The organism is Agrobacterium larrymoorei (assembly GCF_030819275.1).
GTDB lineage: Bacteria > Pseudomonadota > Alphaproteobacteria > Rhizobiales > Rhizobiaceae > Agrobacterium > Agrobacterium larrymoorei_B.
Map to the genome: position 1 here is coordinate 2,083,012 of NZ_JAUTBL010000002.1, position 15,136 is coordinate 2,098,147.

Consider the following 15,136-nt stretch of genomic DNA (forward strand, 5'->3'; position numbering starts at 1 on the left):
ACCCAGGCTTGTCGATGAGATCGGACGATTCAAGACAGGCTGACCTGCCGTGTTTCGGCATTGATCATCGTCGCGGCAATTGCCGCAAGCACCAGCAGGCCTGCGAAGATCCCGACGGCAAATCCGAATCCCTGTGCAATGGCATAGCCAAGCACAGATGGCGCCAGCAATCCGCCGAGCCGTGCCATGGCACCGGCTGCGCCCATTCCGGTGGCGCGCGATTCCGTCGGGTAAAGTTCCGGCGTATAAGCATAAAGCGCGCCCCAAGTGCCGAGCAGCGCAAAGCTCATCAGCAGCAGGGAGGCGGCGATGATCGTACCGGTCGTCGCGAGCGTGAAGAGCAGGCATCCAAGTGCCGAGAGTAGGCAGAAGCCAATCAGAGTCGGCTTGCGACCCCATTTTTCCACGCCATAGGCTGCCAGCGCATAGCCCGGGATCTGGGCGAGTGCGACCAGAACCAGGAAGCCATAGCCACGCACGAAACCGAAGCCTTCGCCCGCAAGCCGCGCCGGCATCCAGGTGAACACGCCGTAATAGGAAACCGAGACCAGAAACCAGATGGCAAGGATCATGATGCTGCGTTGGCGCAGTGCCGGCGAAAACAGACCTTGGCCTTTCGACGCTTCAGACTGCGCAATGCCGGTTCGCTCATCCAGCGCTGCCCGGCCATTGGTCTTCAGTATGGAATTGACAACGACCTTTGCCTCTTCCGAACGGCCCGTCTTCAACAGATAAAGCGGTGATTCCGGCACGAGGAAACGCAGGCCGATGCCGATCAGAGCCGGGAACGCGGTGACGGCAAAGATATAACGCCATGCATCTTCGACACCCGACAGGCTGGCAATCCAGGCGGCAATCGCCACGACCAGCGTTCCGACGGCCCAGAAGCCTTCCAGCAGAACAAGCCAGCGTCCACGGTTCTTTGCGGGCAGAAATTCCGCCATCATCGCATAATCGACCGGCAGCGTGCCGCCGACGGCAGCACCCGTCAGGAAACGAAGAACCAGAAGAATGGTGAAATCCGGTGCGAAGATCGACAGGATACCGAAGACGGCATCGCAGGCGACCGTGACGATCAAGACCCGGCGGCGACCATAACGGTCCGCCATGCGCCCGAAGCCGATGGCACCGAGCAACATGCCAAGGAAGAAGGCAGTTCCGGTCTGCAAGGCTTGCGGCACCGTCAAGCCGAACGTTGCGGCAATCGAGGCGGCGGTGAAGCCCACCGCCAGAACCTGCATCGCATCCGCCGCCCAGACCAGACCGAAAACACCCATGAGCCGACGCTGATAAGCACCGGCGCCTGCGCGATCCAGAGCATCATTCATCGTAATTGACGTCATCATCGCCCCCTTTGCGACCAGAGTCGTTCCTTGGGGTAAAGTGCTAAGTTCCCGAGACTGCGACTGTCAAGGCACCCGAGAGGGCATTCTATCAACCCACGGCACGAAGAGGCATATTAAACACAACCTCCTCTTGCTCCTCCTCCGCTCTCGCTTGGTCCTCGCGCCAGCAAATCATGCCTTTCAACCGAGCATGAACATCATCCACCAAGGGCACGACGAGCACCCGGTTCATGTCGACAGGACCTGGAAAATCGAGCGCGCCATAGGCGACCTTCTCGAAACCGAGCGGCATGTAATAGGGCGGATCGCCAATCAGGATGACCGCCTCGGAGCCCTTGCGCTTGGCAGCCGCAATGGCGATCCGCACCAGTTCACGCCCGATGCCCCTGTTCTTATGCGATGGCCGGACTGCGAGAGGCCCGAGCATATGGCCGTTCACCTCGCCCGCCCGAACCGGCGTCATCCGTACCGATGCGATGGTCTCGCCATCATCGGCGCAGATGAAGGAGAGCGAGCGGTCATGCGGCCCCTGCTCGCGGATACGCGCAGCAGCGCGCGTGTGCCGGCCAGGGCCGAAAGCTTCTGCATTGATGAGTTCGATAACGGCGTCGTGGGACGCGTCCTCGGTGAGATAGACCAGTTCGTGCTTGGACATGGAAAGACCGGAACGTTGAATACGGACATGACGATATGTGACGGTGCGCCTGACATTGCCTGACAGGGCAAGAAGAGCGTCAGCGTCGTCGGAGCGTCCGTGGTTCGGTCATAGGGGAGAATTTCCTCAAGAATATGAAAATCGCAGATATCAGGAAATTCTTTAGGGGTCCAGAACAAAAGTCCGCGCCGCGGCATTCACGAAGGAAGAACGCATTGTTCATCGATGCGAGGGTTCGCTTTACCGTTCCCCCACCATAGGATGGGCGATGTAAAATTAAGGAGATGAAGATGGGCAGGCTGGTCGACGGCGTTTGGCAGGATGTGTGGTACGATACCAAGGAAACCAAGGGTCACTTCAAACGCAGCGCTTCGCAGTTCCGTAACTGGATCACCGCCGACGGCGAGCCCGGCCCGTCCGGTAAGGGCGGCTTCAAGGCCGAAAAGGATCGCTATCACCTCTACGTCTCGCTCGCTTGCCCCTGGGCGCACCGCACCTTGATCTTCCGCAAGCTGAAGAAGCTTGATGACTACATTTCGGTCTCCGTCGTCGACCCGCTGATGCTGGAAAACGGATGGGAGTTCAAGCCTGAGGACGAACGCACACCAGGCGCGACGGAGGATCATCTCTTCGGATCGTCTGCCCTCTGGCAGGTCTACACCAAGGCCGATCCGCATTATTCCGGCCGCGTCACGGTACCTGTCCTGTGGGACAAGCAGCAGAACACCATCGTCTCCAATGAGTCGGCGGAAATCATCCGCATGTTCAACAGCGCCTTCGACGCGCTCACCGGATCGGAACGCGATTTCTATCCAGAGCCACTGCGCAGCGAAATCGACACGCTCAACGACCTGATCTACGACACCGTCAACAATGGCGTCTACAAGGCAGGCTTTGCCACCACGCAGGAAGCCTATCAGGACAGTGCCATCAAGGTGTTCGAGACGCTCGACATTCTCGAAGAGCGGCTTTCGAACCAGCGCTTTCTGCTAGGGCTCGAGCAGACCGAGGCCGACTGGCGGCTCTTCACCACGCTCGTGCGGTTCGATCCGGTCTATGTCGGCCACTTCAAATGCAACATCCGCCGTATTCACGATTACCCGAACCTTACCGGCTATTTGCGCGATCTGTTCCAGACGCCCGGTGTGCCGGAAACGGTCGATATGCGCCACATCAAGGAGCATTATTACCGCAGCCACAAGACGATCAACCCCACCGGCATCGTTCCGGTCGGCCCGGAATTGGAACTGGAAAAGGCCCATGATCGCGCTCGCCTGGCGGGAGGCTACCAGTAATCGTCAGGCAGAGCGTTTCCAGTCAGGTCCGCAAGACGACGGCGCGTGGCAGGTGTCGTCCCTTCGGGCAGCGCATCGAGCGGGAAAAACCCGCTCTCGGCAATCTCGCGATCCGGCACCTTCAATGCCAGCTGTCTGACGTCAAGGCGATAGAACAGCACATGGTCGCGATCGCTGGTGCGGTTGTTGAAATAGATATGGATGAGCTGCGGCACAGAGGTAGCGACGAGATTGCCCTCTTCGCGGATTTCCTTGTGCAGCGCCTGCAAGCCGGTTTCCTGTCGCTCCACACCGCCGCCCGGCATATGCCAGCCGGGGACATAGGTATGGCGCACGAGGAAGATGCGGCCCTGATCGTCGAAACAGGCCGCCCTCACACCAAGCGTCATGCCCCGCCGCAGGAAAAAGAACCCGTGAACAACCCTTTTGGCGATATTCCGAAAGAGCTGCCGGAACCCTTCACTCAGCTTGCGGTTCTCACCCAAAGTTCAACTCTCCGTCAATTGATCGGCTTTTGCCCGATTGAGGCGCTTATCCCTTTGAAATGCCGAGGTTTCGCATTGGACGCCTTCATACGGATACGATATGTCTGACCCCATGTTCAAGCTCGTCCATATTTCCGACGTTCACCTCGGCCCACTGCCCAAGCTCACCTTTCGCGAATTGGCGTCAAAGCGGATCACCGGCTTTGTGAACTGGCGGCTTAATCGCCGCAAGCATCTTTTCACCGATACGCTGGAGCGGTTGGTGGACGATATGGAAACCAAGGCGCCGGATCACATTGCAATCACCGGTGACCTCGTCAATCTGGCAACCGGCATCGAGATCCGCGCCGCCGCCGATTGGCTGGAAGAAGTAGGCGATCCGCTGAAAGTCTCCGTCGTTCCCGGCAACCACGACGCCTATGTGCCTGGCGCGCACGACAAGGCCATGGCGGCTTGGTACCCTTATGTGCGCGGCGATGGCGATGCGGAAGGCTGGAACGAAGACCGCAAGATTTTCCCTTATATGCGCGTGCGCGGCCCCGTGGCGCTGATCGGTTGCTCAACTTCGATCGCCACCCCGCCCTTTTCCGCCACCGGCTACTTCGGTCGCCGCCAGGCGCGTGCGACTGCGGATCTGCTGAAGCAGGCCGGAGAGCAAGGCCTGTTCCGCGTGGTGATGATCCATCACCCGCCTGTGCGCGGTGCTGCCGCCACCCATAAACGCATGATCGGCATCCGCCGTTTTGCCGCAGCCCTTGGTACGGGTGGCGCCGAACTCGTGCTCCACGGCCACACGCACCTCAACACCGTCTACTGGCTGAATACCCATCGCGGCCAGGATCATATCCCTGTCGTCGGTATCGCCTCGGCAAGCCAGGGACCGGGCGGCGAAAAACCCCGCGCCGGCTACAACCTCTTCAATATTTCAGGCGGACCCGGAACCTGGGACGTGACTTGCGAGCGCTTCAGCCTCAACGAAAAGGCAACCGGGATAGAGCTCGAGGACATCCGCGTCTTCTACCACAACGGCCGCCCGCTTGGGTTCAGCAACCCGGTGGAACAGGCGCCGGAGGAGTAACCGCTATTTTAGAGAAGAGTCTATCGTGATCAAAGACTTGATCACGCTGGATCCCTGTGACGAGCACAGGGATGAGGGAGGGTATGTAAACCGTCCTGCCACTCAAATACCCTCGTGGTCTCGGTTAAACTGCCTCCAGGCGCATGCATCTTGCTTCCTCATGTTTCTCTAGGCACAGTGAGACAATGAAAGGTTATGTCTACATCCTTGCCTCTAAGCGGAACGGTACACTTTACACCGGTGTCACGAAGAACTTGCCCAACAGGCTTTTTGAACATCAAAACGAGCTAACGCCGGGTTTCACATCCAGGTACAACGTCAAAACTCTGGTCTGGTTTGAAGAGTACGATCTGCTGACGACGGCAATTACGCGTGAAAAGACGATCAAGAAATGGCCGCGTCAATGGAAGTTGAACCTCATAGAGGCGGAGAACCCCGATTGGCAGGACATCTCCCACTACCTGCACGGTTTATGATCTCTCTGAGCGCTCCCAATTCTCCCCTCATCCCTGTGCTCGTCACAGGGATCCAGCCGTTGCGCGTCTGCGCGACGAAGAGATCGTCAGCCCGAAACTCGGGCTGACCAGTTCCACCGGGTTTTACTTCGCCCGCTCTTCCAGCACGCGGTTAGCAGCCGAAACAATCGCCTCCAGCGAAGCCGCAACGATGTTGGTGTTGATACCCGCGCCGAAGAGCTTGCCTCCCGGGTGCTCCATCTCGACATAGGCGATGGCCGATGCGTTGGAGCCGTGCTGCAGCGAGTGCTCGGAATAGTCGTTTACCGAGAGCTCAATGCCGAGATAGGTCGACAGCGCATTGATGAAGCCGTCGATCGGACCGGTACCCTTACCCTCAATCCGCTTTACCTCGCCCTTGTCCATGATCTCGGCCGCAACGACGCGCACGCCCTTGAAGTCGCCGGCCGGATAGGTGTGGTGATCGACGAACTTCAAACGCGCATTGGACTGTGTCACGTAGCGTTCCATGAAGCGCTCATAGATGCGCTTGGCGGGCAGTTCCACGCCCTCCTCATCGGTGATGCGCTGAATGTCCTCGCGGAACTCCACCTGCAGATTGCGCGGCAGGTTCAGCCCGTAATCTTCCTGCAGAATGTAGGCGATGCCGCCCTTGCCGGACTGCGAGTTGATACGAATGATCGCTTCGTAAGAACGGCCGACATCCTTCGGGTCGATCGGCAGATACGGCACTTCCCAGACCGGGTGATTGGCAACCTTGATGGCCTTCATGCCCTTGTTGATCGCATCCTGATGCGAGCCGGAGAAGGCAGTGTAAACCAGTTCACCGACGTAAGGATGACGCTCGGGGATCGCCATTTCGTTGGAATATTCATAGACGGCCTTGATGCGCTCGATATCGGTGCAATCCAGTTCAGGGTCCACGCCCTGGGTATACATGTTCAGCGCCAGCGTCACCACATCCACATTGCCGGTGCGCTCGCCATTGCCGAACAGCGTGCCTTCGACACGGTCCGCACCCGCCATCAGGCCGAGTTCGGTCGCAGCAATCCCAGTGCCGCGGTCGTTATGCGGATGCAGCGAGATGATGACATTTTCGCGATTGTCGATATTGCGGCACATCCATTCGATCTGGTCGGCATAGATGTTCGGCGTAGCCATCTCGACGGTGGATGGCAGGTTGAGGATCAGCTTGTTGTCTGCGGTTGGCTTCACCACGTCGATGACGGCGTTACAGATGTCCAACGCCACTTCCAGCTCCGTGCCGGTAAAGCTCTCCGGCGAATATTCGAAGCGATAACCGCCGCCGGCCTTTGCCGCCATGTCGGTGATCATCTTCGCCGCATCGACGGCAATCTGCTTAATGCCGTGCACATCCTTGCCGAAGACCACACGGCGCTGCAATTCGCTGGTGGAGTTGTAGAAATGGATGATTGGGTTCTTAGCCCCCTCCAACGCCTCGAAGGTGCGGGTGATCAGTTCCGGGCGGCATTGCACCAGCACCTGCAGCGATACGTCATCCGGCACACTCCCCTCTTCCACGCACCAGCGGGCAAAGTCGAAATCCGTTTGCGAGGCGGAAGGAAAGCCGATTTCGATTTCCTTGAAACCCATATCCAACAGCAGCTTGAACATGCGCGCCTTGCGATCATGACCCATCGGGTTGATCAGCGACTGGTTGCCGTCACGCAGATCCACCGAACACCAGATCGGCGCCTTGTCGATCCTCTTGCCCGGCCATGTGCGGTCTGGAATGTTGATGGCGGGATAGGGGCGATATTTCACGCCTGCTTCCGGCATGCCCTTGGAAATGTTGTTTGTCTTCGCGTCCATCGTCTTGCTCCTTGAGCATCCAAGCGCTTCATAAGCCGCTATCGGATGCTGCGCCCTTGGTCGGGCCTAAATCCAGAATGAAATGAGATTTCGAGTTGAGGAGCGTTGGCACCAGCGGGCTTTCGGCCGCCGGGCGCTCCTCACTGGACCCGGCAACCGCGTGTAAGGTCGAGGCTAAGAAGCGAGAGTGCACCGCACGGCGAAGCCTTCGCAGAAATCTGCGCGCTCATGCCGGAAAAGGTCTTGGTGCAACTGGTCATGGTTTTTCTATAAACAGCGGTTTTTGATCTGACAAGTAATCTTCGACACGACAATCGATCTATTTTGCCGCCTGATCGTCTTCAAGTTCCTCAGAAATCCACTGCGCCAACAGGGACTGGCGTGTAGTGCCAAGCCTCTCCGCCTCCGCATCGATCCTCTTCAGCAACCATTTTGGTAGATCGACCTCGACATGTTCGATTTCCACACCGGGACGCTTCGCTTGCGACCAGTCAATACAGTCGCTCACATCCTCCCCGTCATCAAACCGTCGGTCAAACTCTTTAACACTCATCGTTTTCATGAAGCCTTCCGCACAGCAATGACCGCTCGCTGAAGCGCTAACATCAGTCCTCCGCCGAGCAGTCCCCAGAATGCGCCGGAAATTCCCCCGAAGGAAAGCCCGGATGCCGTAACGAGGAATGTGATCGCCGCCGCCTCCCGGGTTTCCGGCTCCTTGAAGGCCGCAACCGCTGAGCCCGAAAAGGCACCGACGAGTGCCAGGCCCGCTACCGCTTGAATGAGAATGGGCGGCGCCAATGCGACGAAGGCCGTCACGACACCGGCAAGCAGGCCAAAGATGATGTAGCCCACACCGCCGATGATCGCCGCCCAGTAGCGGCGCTTTGGATCGGGATGGGCATCCTCGCCAGCGCACATGGCGGCGGTGATGGCAGCGAGATTGACCGCATGGCCGCCAAAGGGCGCGGAGAGAAGCGAGAAGAAGCCGGTCGTTGCAAAAAGCGGCCCAGGCTGCGGATCGTAATGGTTGACCTTCAGCACTGCGATGCCGGGAATGTTTTGCGAGGCCATGGTAACGATGAAGAGCGGCAGCGCGATAGAGACGACCGCATGCAGGCTGAACGTCGGTGTCACCCATTCCATCGGCGGTGCCAGAGATTGCGCCAGCGCGTCAAACGCTCCAGAGGGAATCTCAACGCCAAAGATCATCACCAGAACGAAAGCGGCAAGCGCTGCTGGCACGGCAAACAGCCGCTTGAAGGCCCCGACGACGATCCAGGCCAGAATGATCGGCAAGCCGAGCGCCGGATTGAACCCGATGGCTTTGATCGGCGCAAAGCAGAGCCCGATGATGACGCCGGAGAGCATGGCATTGGCAAGCGGCGCTGGAATGGACGCCACTGCACGGCCGAGCGGGCGGAACAGCCCGGCGATGATGATGAAGGACGCGCAGATGATGAAGGCGCCCACAGCAGCCGGAAACCCGCCCTCGATCACGCCCGTCGTCGCCAGCAGTGCTGCTCCGGGCGTGGACCACGCGATGCTGACCGGCAGTCTCGTCGTCACCGACAGCACGATGGCGCAAAGCCCCATCGAAACCGACAGCGCCATCAAGCCGGACGCCGCCTCGAAATCCGTCGCTCCGACCGCCTTCAACCCTTGCAGCACCACGGCAAAGGAACTGGCAAAGCCGACGAAAGCCGTGAGGCAGCCCATGAAAAGGGCCTGAAGGGAGAAATCTTTGAACATGGTCTACTCTGATAATGGATCGAGTAGAGGCTGACCAAAAAACACAGAGTCGTGCAAGGCCATTACAGCCACTCCGGGTGCCGACCTGCTCTTTCGCTTGCCTTGCAGGCCTCGCGTCGCGTGAGGTTGCGGTGGGAGATGGCCGTGCTTCAGACCCAAGGCAAAAAGCCCGTGCCAGCTTTCACCGGCACGGGCTTTGAATTGAGGTCGAAACGTCTCGCAGTCTGTTCAAGAATTGTCGTTAGTGAGACGAAAATCGTGATTTCGAGAACTGGAGCGCAGCGTACTTAAGGTACGTGAGCACCGGAAGCGCAGAAATTGCCATTTGCAGTCCACCAACGGCGATTATCGGATAGACTGTCAGACTTCCGACTGGTGCTCGACGATCTTGCCGACGAGACCGTAGGCCACGGCATCGTCTGCGCCGAGCCAGTAATCGCGATCGATGTCCTTGGCGATCTTTTCTTCCGTCTGGCCGGTGGCCTTGGAGAAGATCTTGATCAGGCGCTGGTTCATCTTGATGATTTCACGCGCCTGGATTTCGATATCGGACGCCATGCCGCGCGTGCCACCGGAGGGTTGGTGCAGCAGGAAGCGGGTGTTGGGCAGGCAAAGACGACGTTCCTTTGGCACCGAGACGTAGATCAGTGCGCCAGCAGATGCGACCCAGCCCGTACCGATGATATAGACCTTCGGCTTGATGAACTTGATCATGTCGTGGATGCTGTCGCCGGACTCGACGTGGCCGCCTGGCGAATTGACATAGACGCGGATGTCGTCGTCGCTCGCAGCAGCAAGGGCGACAAGCTGCGTGCAGACTTTCTGCGCCAGTTCCTGGGTAATACCGCCATAAATGAAGATCGAACGCGACTTGAAAAGATTCGCTTCCGTTTCCTTACCGATCGGCAGTTCCTTGCTCTTGTCGTCTTCTTCTTCGTTCATACAGACGGTCTCCAACATAATTCATTGCCTATCGGACATAGTGTGATTTGTGTCGTAAAACAATGAGCGAAAAAGACAAGGCGCGGAACTGCTTAATAAAAGCGGTCTATCTACCGGCCACCGGTAAATGCCGCATGGACAGGCTCTTCCGAATTGACATATCGTTATGGTCGAACGGTGCGCCGTCATCCCAAGGACGACAGGCACCGGACCAGACATTCGAAGAGGGAACGATGTTCAAAAGACTTATTCTTGCCGGTGCCAGCCTTGGCGCCACCGCCCTGCCCGCTTTCGCCCATCTCAACCCGGAAGAGCACGGCTCCTTCATGGCAGGCGTCTCGCACCCGCTCTTTGGTGCCGACCATATCCTTGCCATGGTGGCAGTTGGTCTTTGGGCATCGCAGATCGCCACCGCCGAAGGTCGTAGAAACGCATTGTGGGCCGTCCCGGCGGCCTTTGTCGGCACCATGGCAGTCGGCTTCTTCATGGCCGTCTATGGTGTTCACCTGCCCTTCGTCGAACCTGCGATCCTCGCTTCCGTCATCGGCCTTGGCCTTCTGGTCGCGGTCGCTGCCAGGCTGCCGACTGTTGCGGCAGCCGCCATTGTCGGCGTCTTTGCCCTCTTCCACGGTCACGCCCATGGTGGCGAGCTTGGAGCCGCGGGAGCGCTACAGTTCGGTATCGGCTTCATGATCGCCACAGCCCTTCTGCATCTCGCCGGTGTGGCGCTCGGCCTTGGCGTCTCGCGCTTCGGCTCTATTGCCGCGCGGATTGCTGGCGCCCTGACGGCGCTTGCCGGTCTCTCCCTCGCCTTCGGCGGATGAGGTATCGGATTACAGAAATGTAAGAAATCGGGGCTTTGAAAAACCCGATTTGAACTCTACCTCCTTGGTATGCGTTTCTCGACGTGCCAAGGAGGCAAGAGATGTCACCAGAAGAAACCCAACTGCTCAAGGGCCTGTTCGACAGAATCAGGACCGCATCGTCCACCCCGCGTGACCCGGAAGCTGAAGCGCTGATCGATCAGTCGGTTCGCGACCAGCCGCACGCACCCTATTATCTTGCACAGGCTGTCATTGTGCAGGAGAAGGGCTTGGAGGCAGCCGCCGCCCACATCAAGCAGCTCGAAGAGCGGATTCACCAGCTTGAAACCGGCGCTGGCGACCAGCAGCGCGGAACCCAGGGCGGCTTTCTCAGCTCCATTTTCGGCACCAGCCAGCCGCAGGCGCCCGCTCCTGCCCCCACACCCCAGCCACCACAGCCGCAGTCGGTCTATCGCAACGACATGTCCGGCCAGACGGCTGGACCGTGGGGCAGAAGTCCAGATGTACAGCAGCCGAGCGGTCCATGGAGCCAGCAGGCCTCCGGCTTCGGTCGCTCCGGCGGTGGCGGCGGCTTCCTTCAGGGTGCACTCGGAACCGCAGCCGGCGTTGCCGGTGGCATGCTGCTTGCCAATTCGCTGAGCGGCATCTTCTCCAACCACATGGCGTCATCCGGCTGGGGTTCGCCCTTCTCCGGCGGCAACGCGCTTGGTAATGCGCCGGTGGAGGAAACCGTCATCAACAACTATTACGGCGACGACCCGCAGCAGGCCAACGCCGACAATGGCAACGACGTGCAGCAGGCCGATTATACGCCCGATGACAATGATACGGGCTATGACGATAGCAGCAACGACATGGACTTTGACTCAGGCGACGACAGCTCTTTCGTGTGAGCCTTCGCGAGACTTCACGGTCCGTTCAAGAGTTTTCGTGGGTCTGCCGAAAATGGTGATTTCGAGAACCGGTGCTCACACACTTAAGGACGTGCGCACCGGAAGCGCAGAAATTGTCATTTGCAGACGACCAACAGAGATTCTGGGATAGGCTTTCAGCCGCGACCCCGATAGGTCGCCACGCCTTGATCCGGCAGCCAGACGCCTTCGGGCGCTGGCCCGGTCTGCCAGAAGACATCGATCGGGATACCACCGCGCGGATACCAATAGGCACCGATGCGTAGCCATTTGGGTGCCAGCAGATCGACAAGGCGCTTGGCAATATAGATCGAGCAATCCTCGTGGAAAGCGCCGTGGTTGCGGAAGGAATGCAGGAAGAGCTTCAGTGACTTCGATTCCACCAGAAAATCACCGGGAATGTAATCGATGACGATATGGGCGAAATCCGGCTGTCCGGTCATCGGGCAGAGCGAGGTGAATTCCGGCGCGGTGAAACGCACCACATAATCGGTTCCGGCATTGCCATTCGGCACGCGCTCCAGAACGGCACTTTCTGGATTTTCAGGGGCTGCGACCTGCGCGCCCAACTGAGACAGGCCGGATACATCCGTGACTGACATGGCTTAAACTCCTGGTTCTCAAACATTGACCCTGACGCCATGCGCCTGTTCGCTTTCAGGCTCCACATGGATGGCAAGTGTGGCGCCGGGTATCACGCCTCGTATGGCATCTTCAAGGCGGTCGCAAATCTCATGCGCCGCACCCACCGACATGCTGGCGGGCACGACCACGTGGAAATCGATGAAGGCTGCAGCCCCTGCCCGGCGCGTCTTCAAGTCATGCACGTTGAGAACGCCAGCGGAATGCTCTGCAATGGCCTTCTTGATTGCCTCGTCCTCCTCCGGCTCCACCGCCTTATCCATCAATCCGCTCAGCGAGTGTAGAATGACCTTTGAGCCCTGGATGAGAATATTGATGGCAACCAGAATGGCGAGCAGCGGATCGAGGATCGCGTAGCCGGTGACGATCGCCAGCACGAGGCCGATCAGAACGCCGATCGAGGTGACGACATCCGACATGATGTGATGACCATCGGCCGTGAGCGCAGGTGACGCGTGCTTGCGCCCCACGCGAATAAGAAGGGTTGCCCAGACGGCATTCAGCCCGCCGGCAAAGGCATTGATCGCCAGACCCAGCACCGGTGCTTCCGGCAGGCGGGGCTCGAACAAGCCGCCCCAGGCCTCCTTGACGATCAACAGAGCGGCGACGACGATCAGGACGCCCTCGACCACGGCAGATATATATTCTGCCTTGTGGTGGCCGAACTGGTGGTCATCATCGGCGGGCTTCTGCGCATAGCGGATGACGAAATAAGCAATGAAGGCCGCCACAACATTGACGGTCGATTCCAACCCGTCGGAAAGCAGCGCAACCGAGCCGGTCACCCACCATGCCGACAGTTTCAGTCCGAGGACGAGAAACGAAAACGGGATGCCCCAGAAAGCTAGCTTTCGGACGAGAGCGTTACCTTCAGCATTCATGACGAAACCCCGTGCAGATGCAAACGAATTGCAGAAATGGACCTTAAAACGCACGAACCGCCCGCACGAGGGTTCGTGCGGGCGGTTCGCTGTTGACCCGTTCTATGATTTAATCTTGCCGGAGGGTCAAGCGCTTTTCGCCTCTTGCCGCTCGCAGAAGCGAATGCGGTTGCCGAAAGGATCGGTCACCTCCATCTGCTTGCCCCAAGGCAGCGTCTCGACGCCCGGCTTCATATAGGTGTAGTCCTTCGCCGCCAGTTCCCGCTGATAGGCCTGCACGCCGACGGTTTCGACAAAGACAGTCGAGCCAGGCGTCGCATCGCCATGATGTCCGCTCAGATGAAGGACGAGGCCTGCACGCGAGATTTGCATGTAGAGCGGAAAGTTCTCACCGAAGCGATGCTCCCAATCCATTGAGAAGCCGAGGAAGTCGACATAGAACTCGCGGGCCTTGGCTTCATCGAATATGCGAAGGATCGGGCAGGCTCTGCCGAAGGATGGTGTATTGATATTGCCCGGCATCTAGAATTCACTTTTTGAGAAACTGAAGAGTGCATCAGGCTCTCTGCCGACACCGCGTCACTTGGACAGGATCATTTCGGCGAGACCCCGTAGGTCTGATAGGCGCTTGCCATCCGATCTTGCTCCGTTCGGTCAGGAAACAGCCGATAACTGGGAGCCAGGATGCGAGACACTTTTTCGACCTGAATAGAGATCAGGTTGCGGATGGGAAAATCCTCACCCGCCATTTTCAGGACCTCGGCGCCGACGGCAGGATAATCGGGATGATCGGAGGCGATGATGAAGGCCTGTCCCTTTACCTTGAAGCCGCGCTGGCGAAAGACATCAATGAAACTAACGCATACCGCGGGATGGGAGCGGATATTTCGAACCGTGTTACTGGACGCAATATCCGCGACGATAATCCGATCATCCCCGTAAGAGGAGAAGATTTCCTTGGGCGTAACATTGGGCGTACCCTCTGCATCGATGGTTGCCAGCCAGCACAAGACCGAATTTGCGATATCGGTCCTCATGGCATCGTTGATCTTCAAATGTTGCCGCGTTCCATCCATGACAGGACGCCCTCTTCAGACAAGGTGGAAATGCTTTCCAAATACGATTTCGTTCAATCGATTTCGCTAAACTTTGCTCAACAGCAGTTTGATACCCGCAAAGCCGAAAAAGAGCGCGAGCGTTGTCTCGATGGAGCGCTTGGCCTTCTGATAAATCCGGATGGCAGGAGCAGTGGAGAACAGCAAGGCATAGCCGCAGAAGACCACCAGACCAAGCAATGCGCAGCCTCCGACGATTGCGGCGAGCGTAGCCGGACCGGCACCGGGTTTCAGGCCAAGAGACATGACGGCCAGCCATCCGAGAACCGCCTTCGGGTTGGTGAGATGCAACAAAAGGCCACGGCGGTAGAGCTTTCCATAGTCCGCTTTACCGCCCGCATCGGCATTCATCCCCGCTTGCGGCGCGTTGATGAAAGCGGAGCGTGCAGACTTGTACGCCAAATACAGCAAATAGATCCCACCCGCGATCTTGATGACGAACAGTGCATTGGCAAAGGAAGCCAGCACGGCAGAAAGGCCGGTGGCCGCAATGGCAGCCCAGGTGAGAGAGCCGCTCATGACTCCGAGGGCCAGGACGACAGCCGGTGCCCTGCCTTGGCTCATGGCGACGCCCATGATCGTCATGTTGCTCGGCCCGGGGCTTGCCGTCGCGATGATATAGGCAGCGTAGACGATCAGAAGTTGGTGGAGGTCGAGCATGGACTTGGCTTTCTGCGCGCGAAGATTTGAGAGCGTATGTCACCCCAGCGGTGGGGTTGTGTCAATTCGGGGTGGGGCGAAGCGTTGGATGTTATGGATGCGGCTGCACCCCCCTCTGCCCTGCCGGGCATCTCCCCCTCAAGGGGGAGATCGGCCGGAGGCGGGCTCCCAACTTAATGCTCTAGCGCTGAGACGGGCAAAAATCTCGCCGCGATTCGATCTCCCCCCTTGAGGGGGAGATGTC

17 protein-coding genes are annotated in these 15,136 nt (G+C 58.6%); 5 read left to right on the forward strand and 12 right to left on the reverse strand.

Features of this window, described 5'->3' with window-relative positions; genetic code table 11:
- Window positions 1-29 precede the first annotated feature (29 nt).
- Window positions 30-1,343: an MFS transporter gene (locus QE408_RS18690; RefSeq protein ID WP_306934861.1), complete on the reverse strand. Its 1,314-nt coding sequence runs from the start codon at window positions 1,341-1,343 to the stop codon at window positions 30-32.
- Window positions 1,344-1,434: 91 nt separating this feature from the next.
- Window positions 1,435-2,001 (reverse strand): GNAT family N-acetyltransferase, encoded by a 567-nt coding sequence (locus tag QE408_RS18695; protein ID WP_306933764.1) that lies wholly within the window; start codon window positions 1,999-2,001, stop codon window positions 1,435-1,437.
- A gap of 290 nt (window positions 2,002-2,291) precedes the next feature.
- Here QE408_RS18695 and QE408_RS18700 point away from each other — a divergent pair, with 290 nt between their 5' ends.
- Window positions 2,292-3,296, forward strand: coding sequence for a glutathione S-transferase family protein (locus tag QE408_RS18700; RefSeq protein ID WP_306933766.1), 1,005 nt, complete (start codon window positions 2,292-2,294; stop codon window positions 3,294-3,296).
- Here the strand turns inward: QE408_RS18700 and QE408_RS18705 are convergent.
- Complete coding sequence (locus tag QE408_RS18705) at window positions 3,287-3,685, reverse strand: NUDIX domain-containing protein (RefSeq protein ID WP_306933768.1); 399 nt, start codon at window positions 3,683-3,685, stop codon at window positions 3,287-3,289. The genes QE408_RS18700 and QE408_RS18705 overlap by 10 nt on opposite strands.
- 208 nt (window positions 3,686-3,893) lie before the next feature.
- Between QE408_RS18705 and QE408_RS18710 the strand changes: the two genes are divergently transcribed.
- Together QE408_RS18710 and QE408_RS18715 are read left to right on the forward strand one after the other, a co-directional pair.
- A complete protein-coding gene (locus QE408_RS18710; RefSeq protein WP_306934863.1) occupies window positions 3,894-4,859 on the forward strand; it encodes a metallophosphoesterase family protein in 966 nt (321 codons plus the stop codon).
- 185 nt (window positions 4,860-5,044) lie between these two features.
- Window positions 5,045-5,335 (forward strand): GIY-YIG nuclease family protein, encoded by a 291-nt coding sequence (locus QE408_RS18715; RefSeq protein WP_306933770.1) that lies wholly within the window; start codon window positions 5,045-5,047, stop codon window positions 5,333-5,335.
- A gap of 123 nt (window positions 5,336-5,458) precedes the next feature.
- Here the strand turns inward: QE408_RS18715 and leuA are convergent, their stop codons facing one another.
- The 4 genes from leuA to QE408_RS18735 all read right to left on the reverse strand — a co-directional run bounded on the left by leuA (window position 5,459) and on the right by QE408_RS18735 (window position 9,859).
- The gene (gene leuA / locus QE408_RS18720; protein WP_306933771.1) at window positions 5,459-7,168 is read right to left on the reverse strand and encodes a 2-isopropylmalate synthase; all 1,710 of its coding nucleotides are present in this window, start codon (window positions 7,166-7,168) and stop codon (window positions 5,459-5,461) included.
- A gap of 319 nt (window positions 7,169-7,487) precedes the next feature.
- Window positions 7,488-7,730, reverse strand: coding sequence for a type II toxin-antitoxin system BrnA family antitoxin (gene brnA, locus QE408_RS18725; RefSeq protein ID WP_306933772.1), 243 nt, complete (start codon window positions 7,728-7,730; stop codon window positions 7,488-7,490).
- Window positions 7,727-8,917, reverse strand: a complete 1,191-nt coding sequence (locus tag QE408_RS18730; protein ID WP_306933774.1) for a benzoate/H(+) symporter BenE family transporter — start codon at window positions 8,915-8,917, stop codon at window positions 7,727-7,729. Before QE408_RS18730 ends, brnA begins: the two co-directional genes overlap by 4 nt.
- Window positions 8,918-9,277: 360 nt before the next feature.
- Window positions 9,278-9,859 (reverse strand): ATP-dependent Clp protease proteolytic subunit, encoded by a 582-nt coding sequence (locus QE408_RS18735; protein WP_306933775.1) that lies wholly within the window; start codon window positions 9,857-9,859, stop codon window positions 9,278-9,280.
- Between the two features lie 233 nt (window positions 9,860-10,092).
- Between QE408_RS18735 and QE408_RS18740 the strand changes: the two genes are divergently transcribed.
- Both QE408_RS18740 and QE408_RS18745 read left to right on the forward strand, forming a co-directional pair.
- Window positions 10,093-10,683: a HupE/UreJ family protein gene (locus QE408_RS18740; RefSeq protein WP_306933777.1), complete on the forward strand. Its 591-nt coding sequence runs from the start codon at window positions 10,093-10,095 to the stop codon at window positions 10,681-10,683.
- A gap of 101 nt (window positions 10,684-10,784) precedes the next feature.
- Window positions 10,785-11,576, forward strand: a complete 792-nt coding sequence (locus tag QE408_RS18745; RefSeq protein ID WP_306933779.1) for a DUF2076 domain-containing protein — start codon at window positions 10,785-10,787, stop codon at window positions 11,574-11,576.
- A 155-nt stretch (window positions 11,577-11,731) separates the two neighbouring features.
- On the opposite strand, the gene queF is transcribed toward QE408_RS18745, so the two are convergent.
- The 5 genes from queF to QE408_RS18770 form a co-directional block, all read right to left on the reverse strand.
- On the reverse strand, window positions 11,732-12,196 hold the full coding sequence (queF, locus tag QE408_RS18750; RefSeq protein ID WP_062426350.1) for a preQ(1) synthase: 465 nt from the start codon (window positions 12,194-12,196) through the stop codon (window positions 11,732-11,734).
- 18 nt (window positions 12,197-12,214) lie between these two features.
- The gene (locus QE408_RS18755; protein WP_306933782.1) at window positions 12,215-13,117 is read right to left on the reverse strand and encodes a cation diffusion facilitator family transporter; all 903 of its coding nucleotides are present in this window, start codon (window positions 13,115-13,117) and stop codon (window positions 12,215-12,217) included.
- 126 nt (window positions 13,118-13,243) lie between these two features.
- Entirely contained in the window at window positions 13,244-13,639 is a 396-nt protein-coding gene (locus QE408_RS18760) for a glyoxalase superfamily protein (RefSeq protein WP_306933785.1), read from the reverse strand.
- A gap of 71 nt (window positions 13,640-13,710) precedes the next feature.
- The gene (locus QE408_RS18765) at window positions 13,711-14,193 is read right to left on the reverse strand and encodes a pyridoxamine 5'-phosphate oxidase family protein (RefSeq protein ID WP_306933787.1); all 483 of its coding nucleotides are present in this window, start codon (window positions 14,191-14,193) and stop codon (window positions 13,711-13,713) included.
- A 66-nt stretch (window positions 14,194-14,259) separates the two neighbouring features.
- Window positions 14,260-14,892 (reverse strand): LysE family translocator, encoded by a 633-nt coding sequence (locus QE408_RS18770; protein WP_306933789.1) that lies wholly within the window; start codon window positions 14,890-14,892, stop codon window positions 14,260-14,262.
- Between the last annotated feature and the right edge of the window lie 244 nt (window positions 14,893-15,136).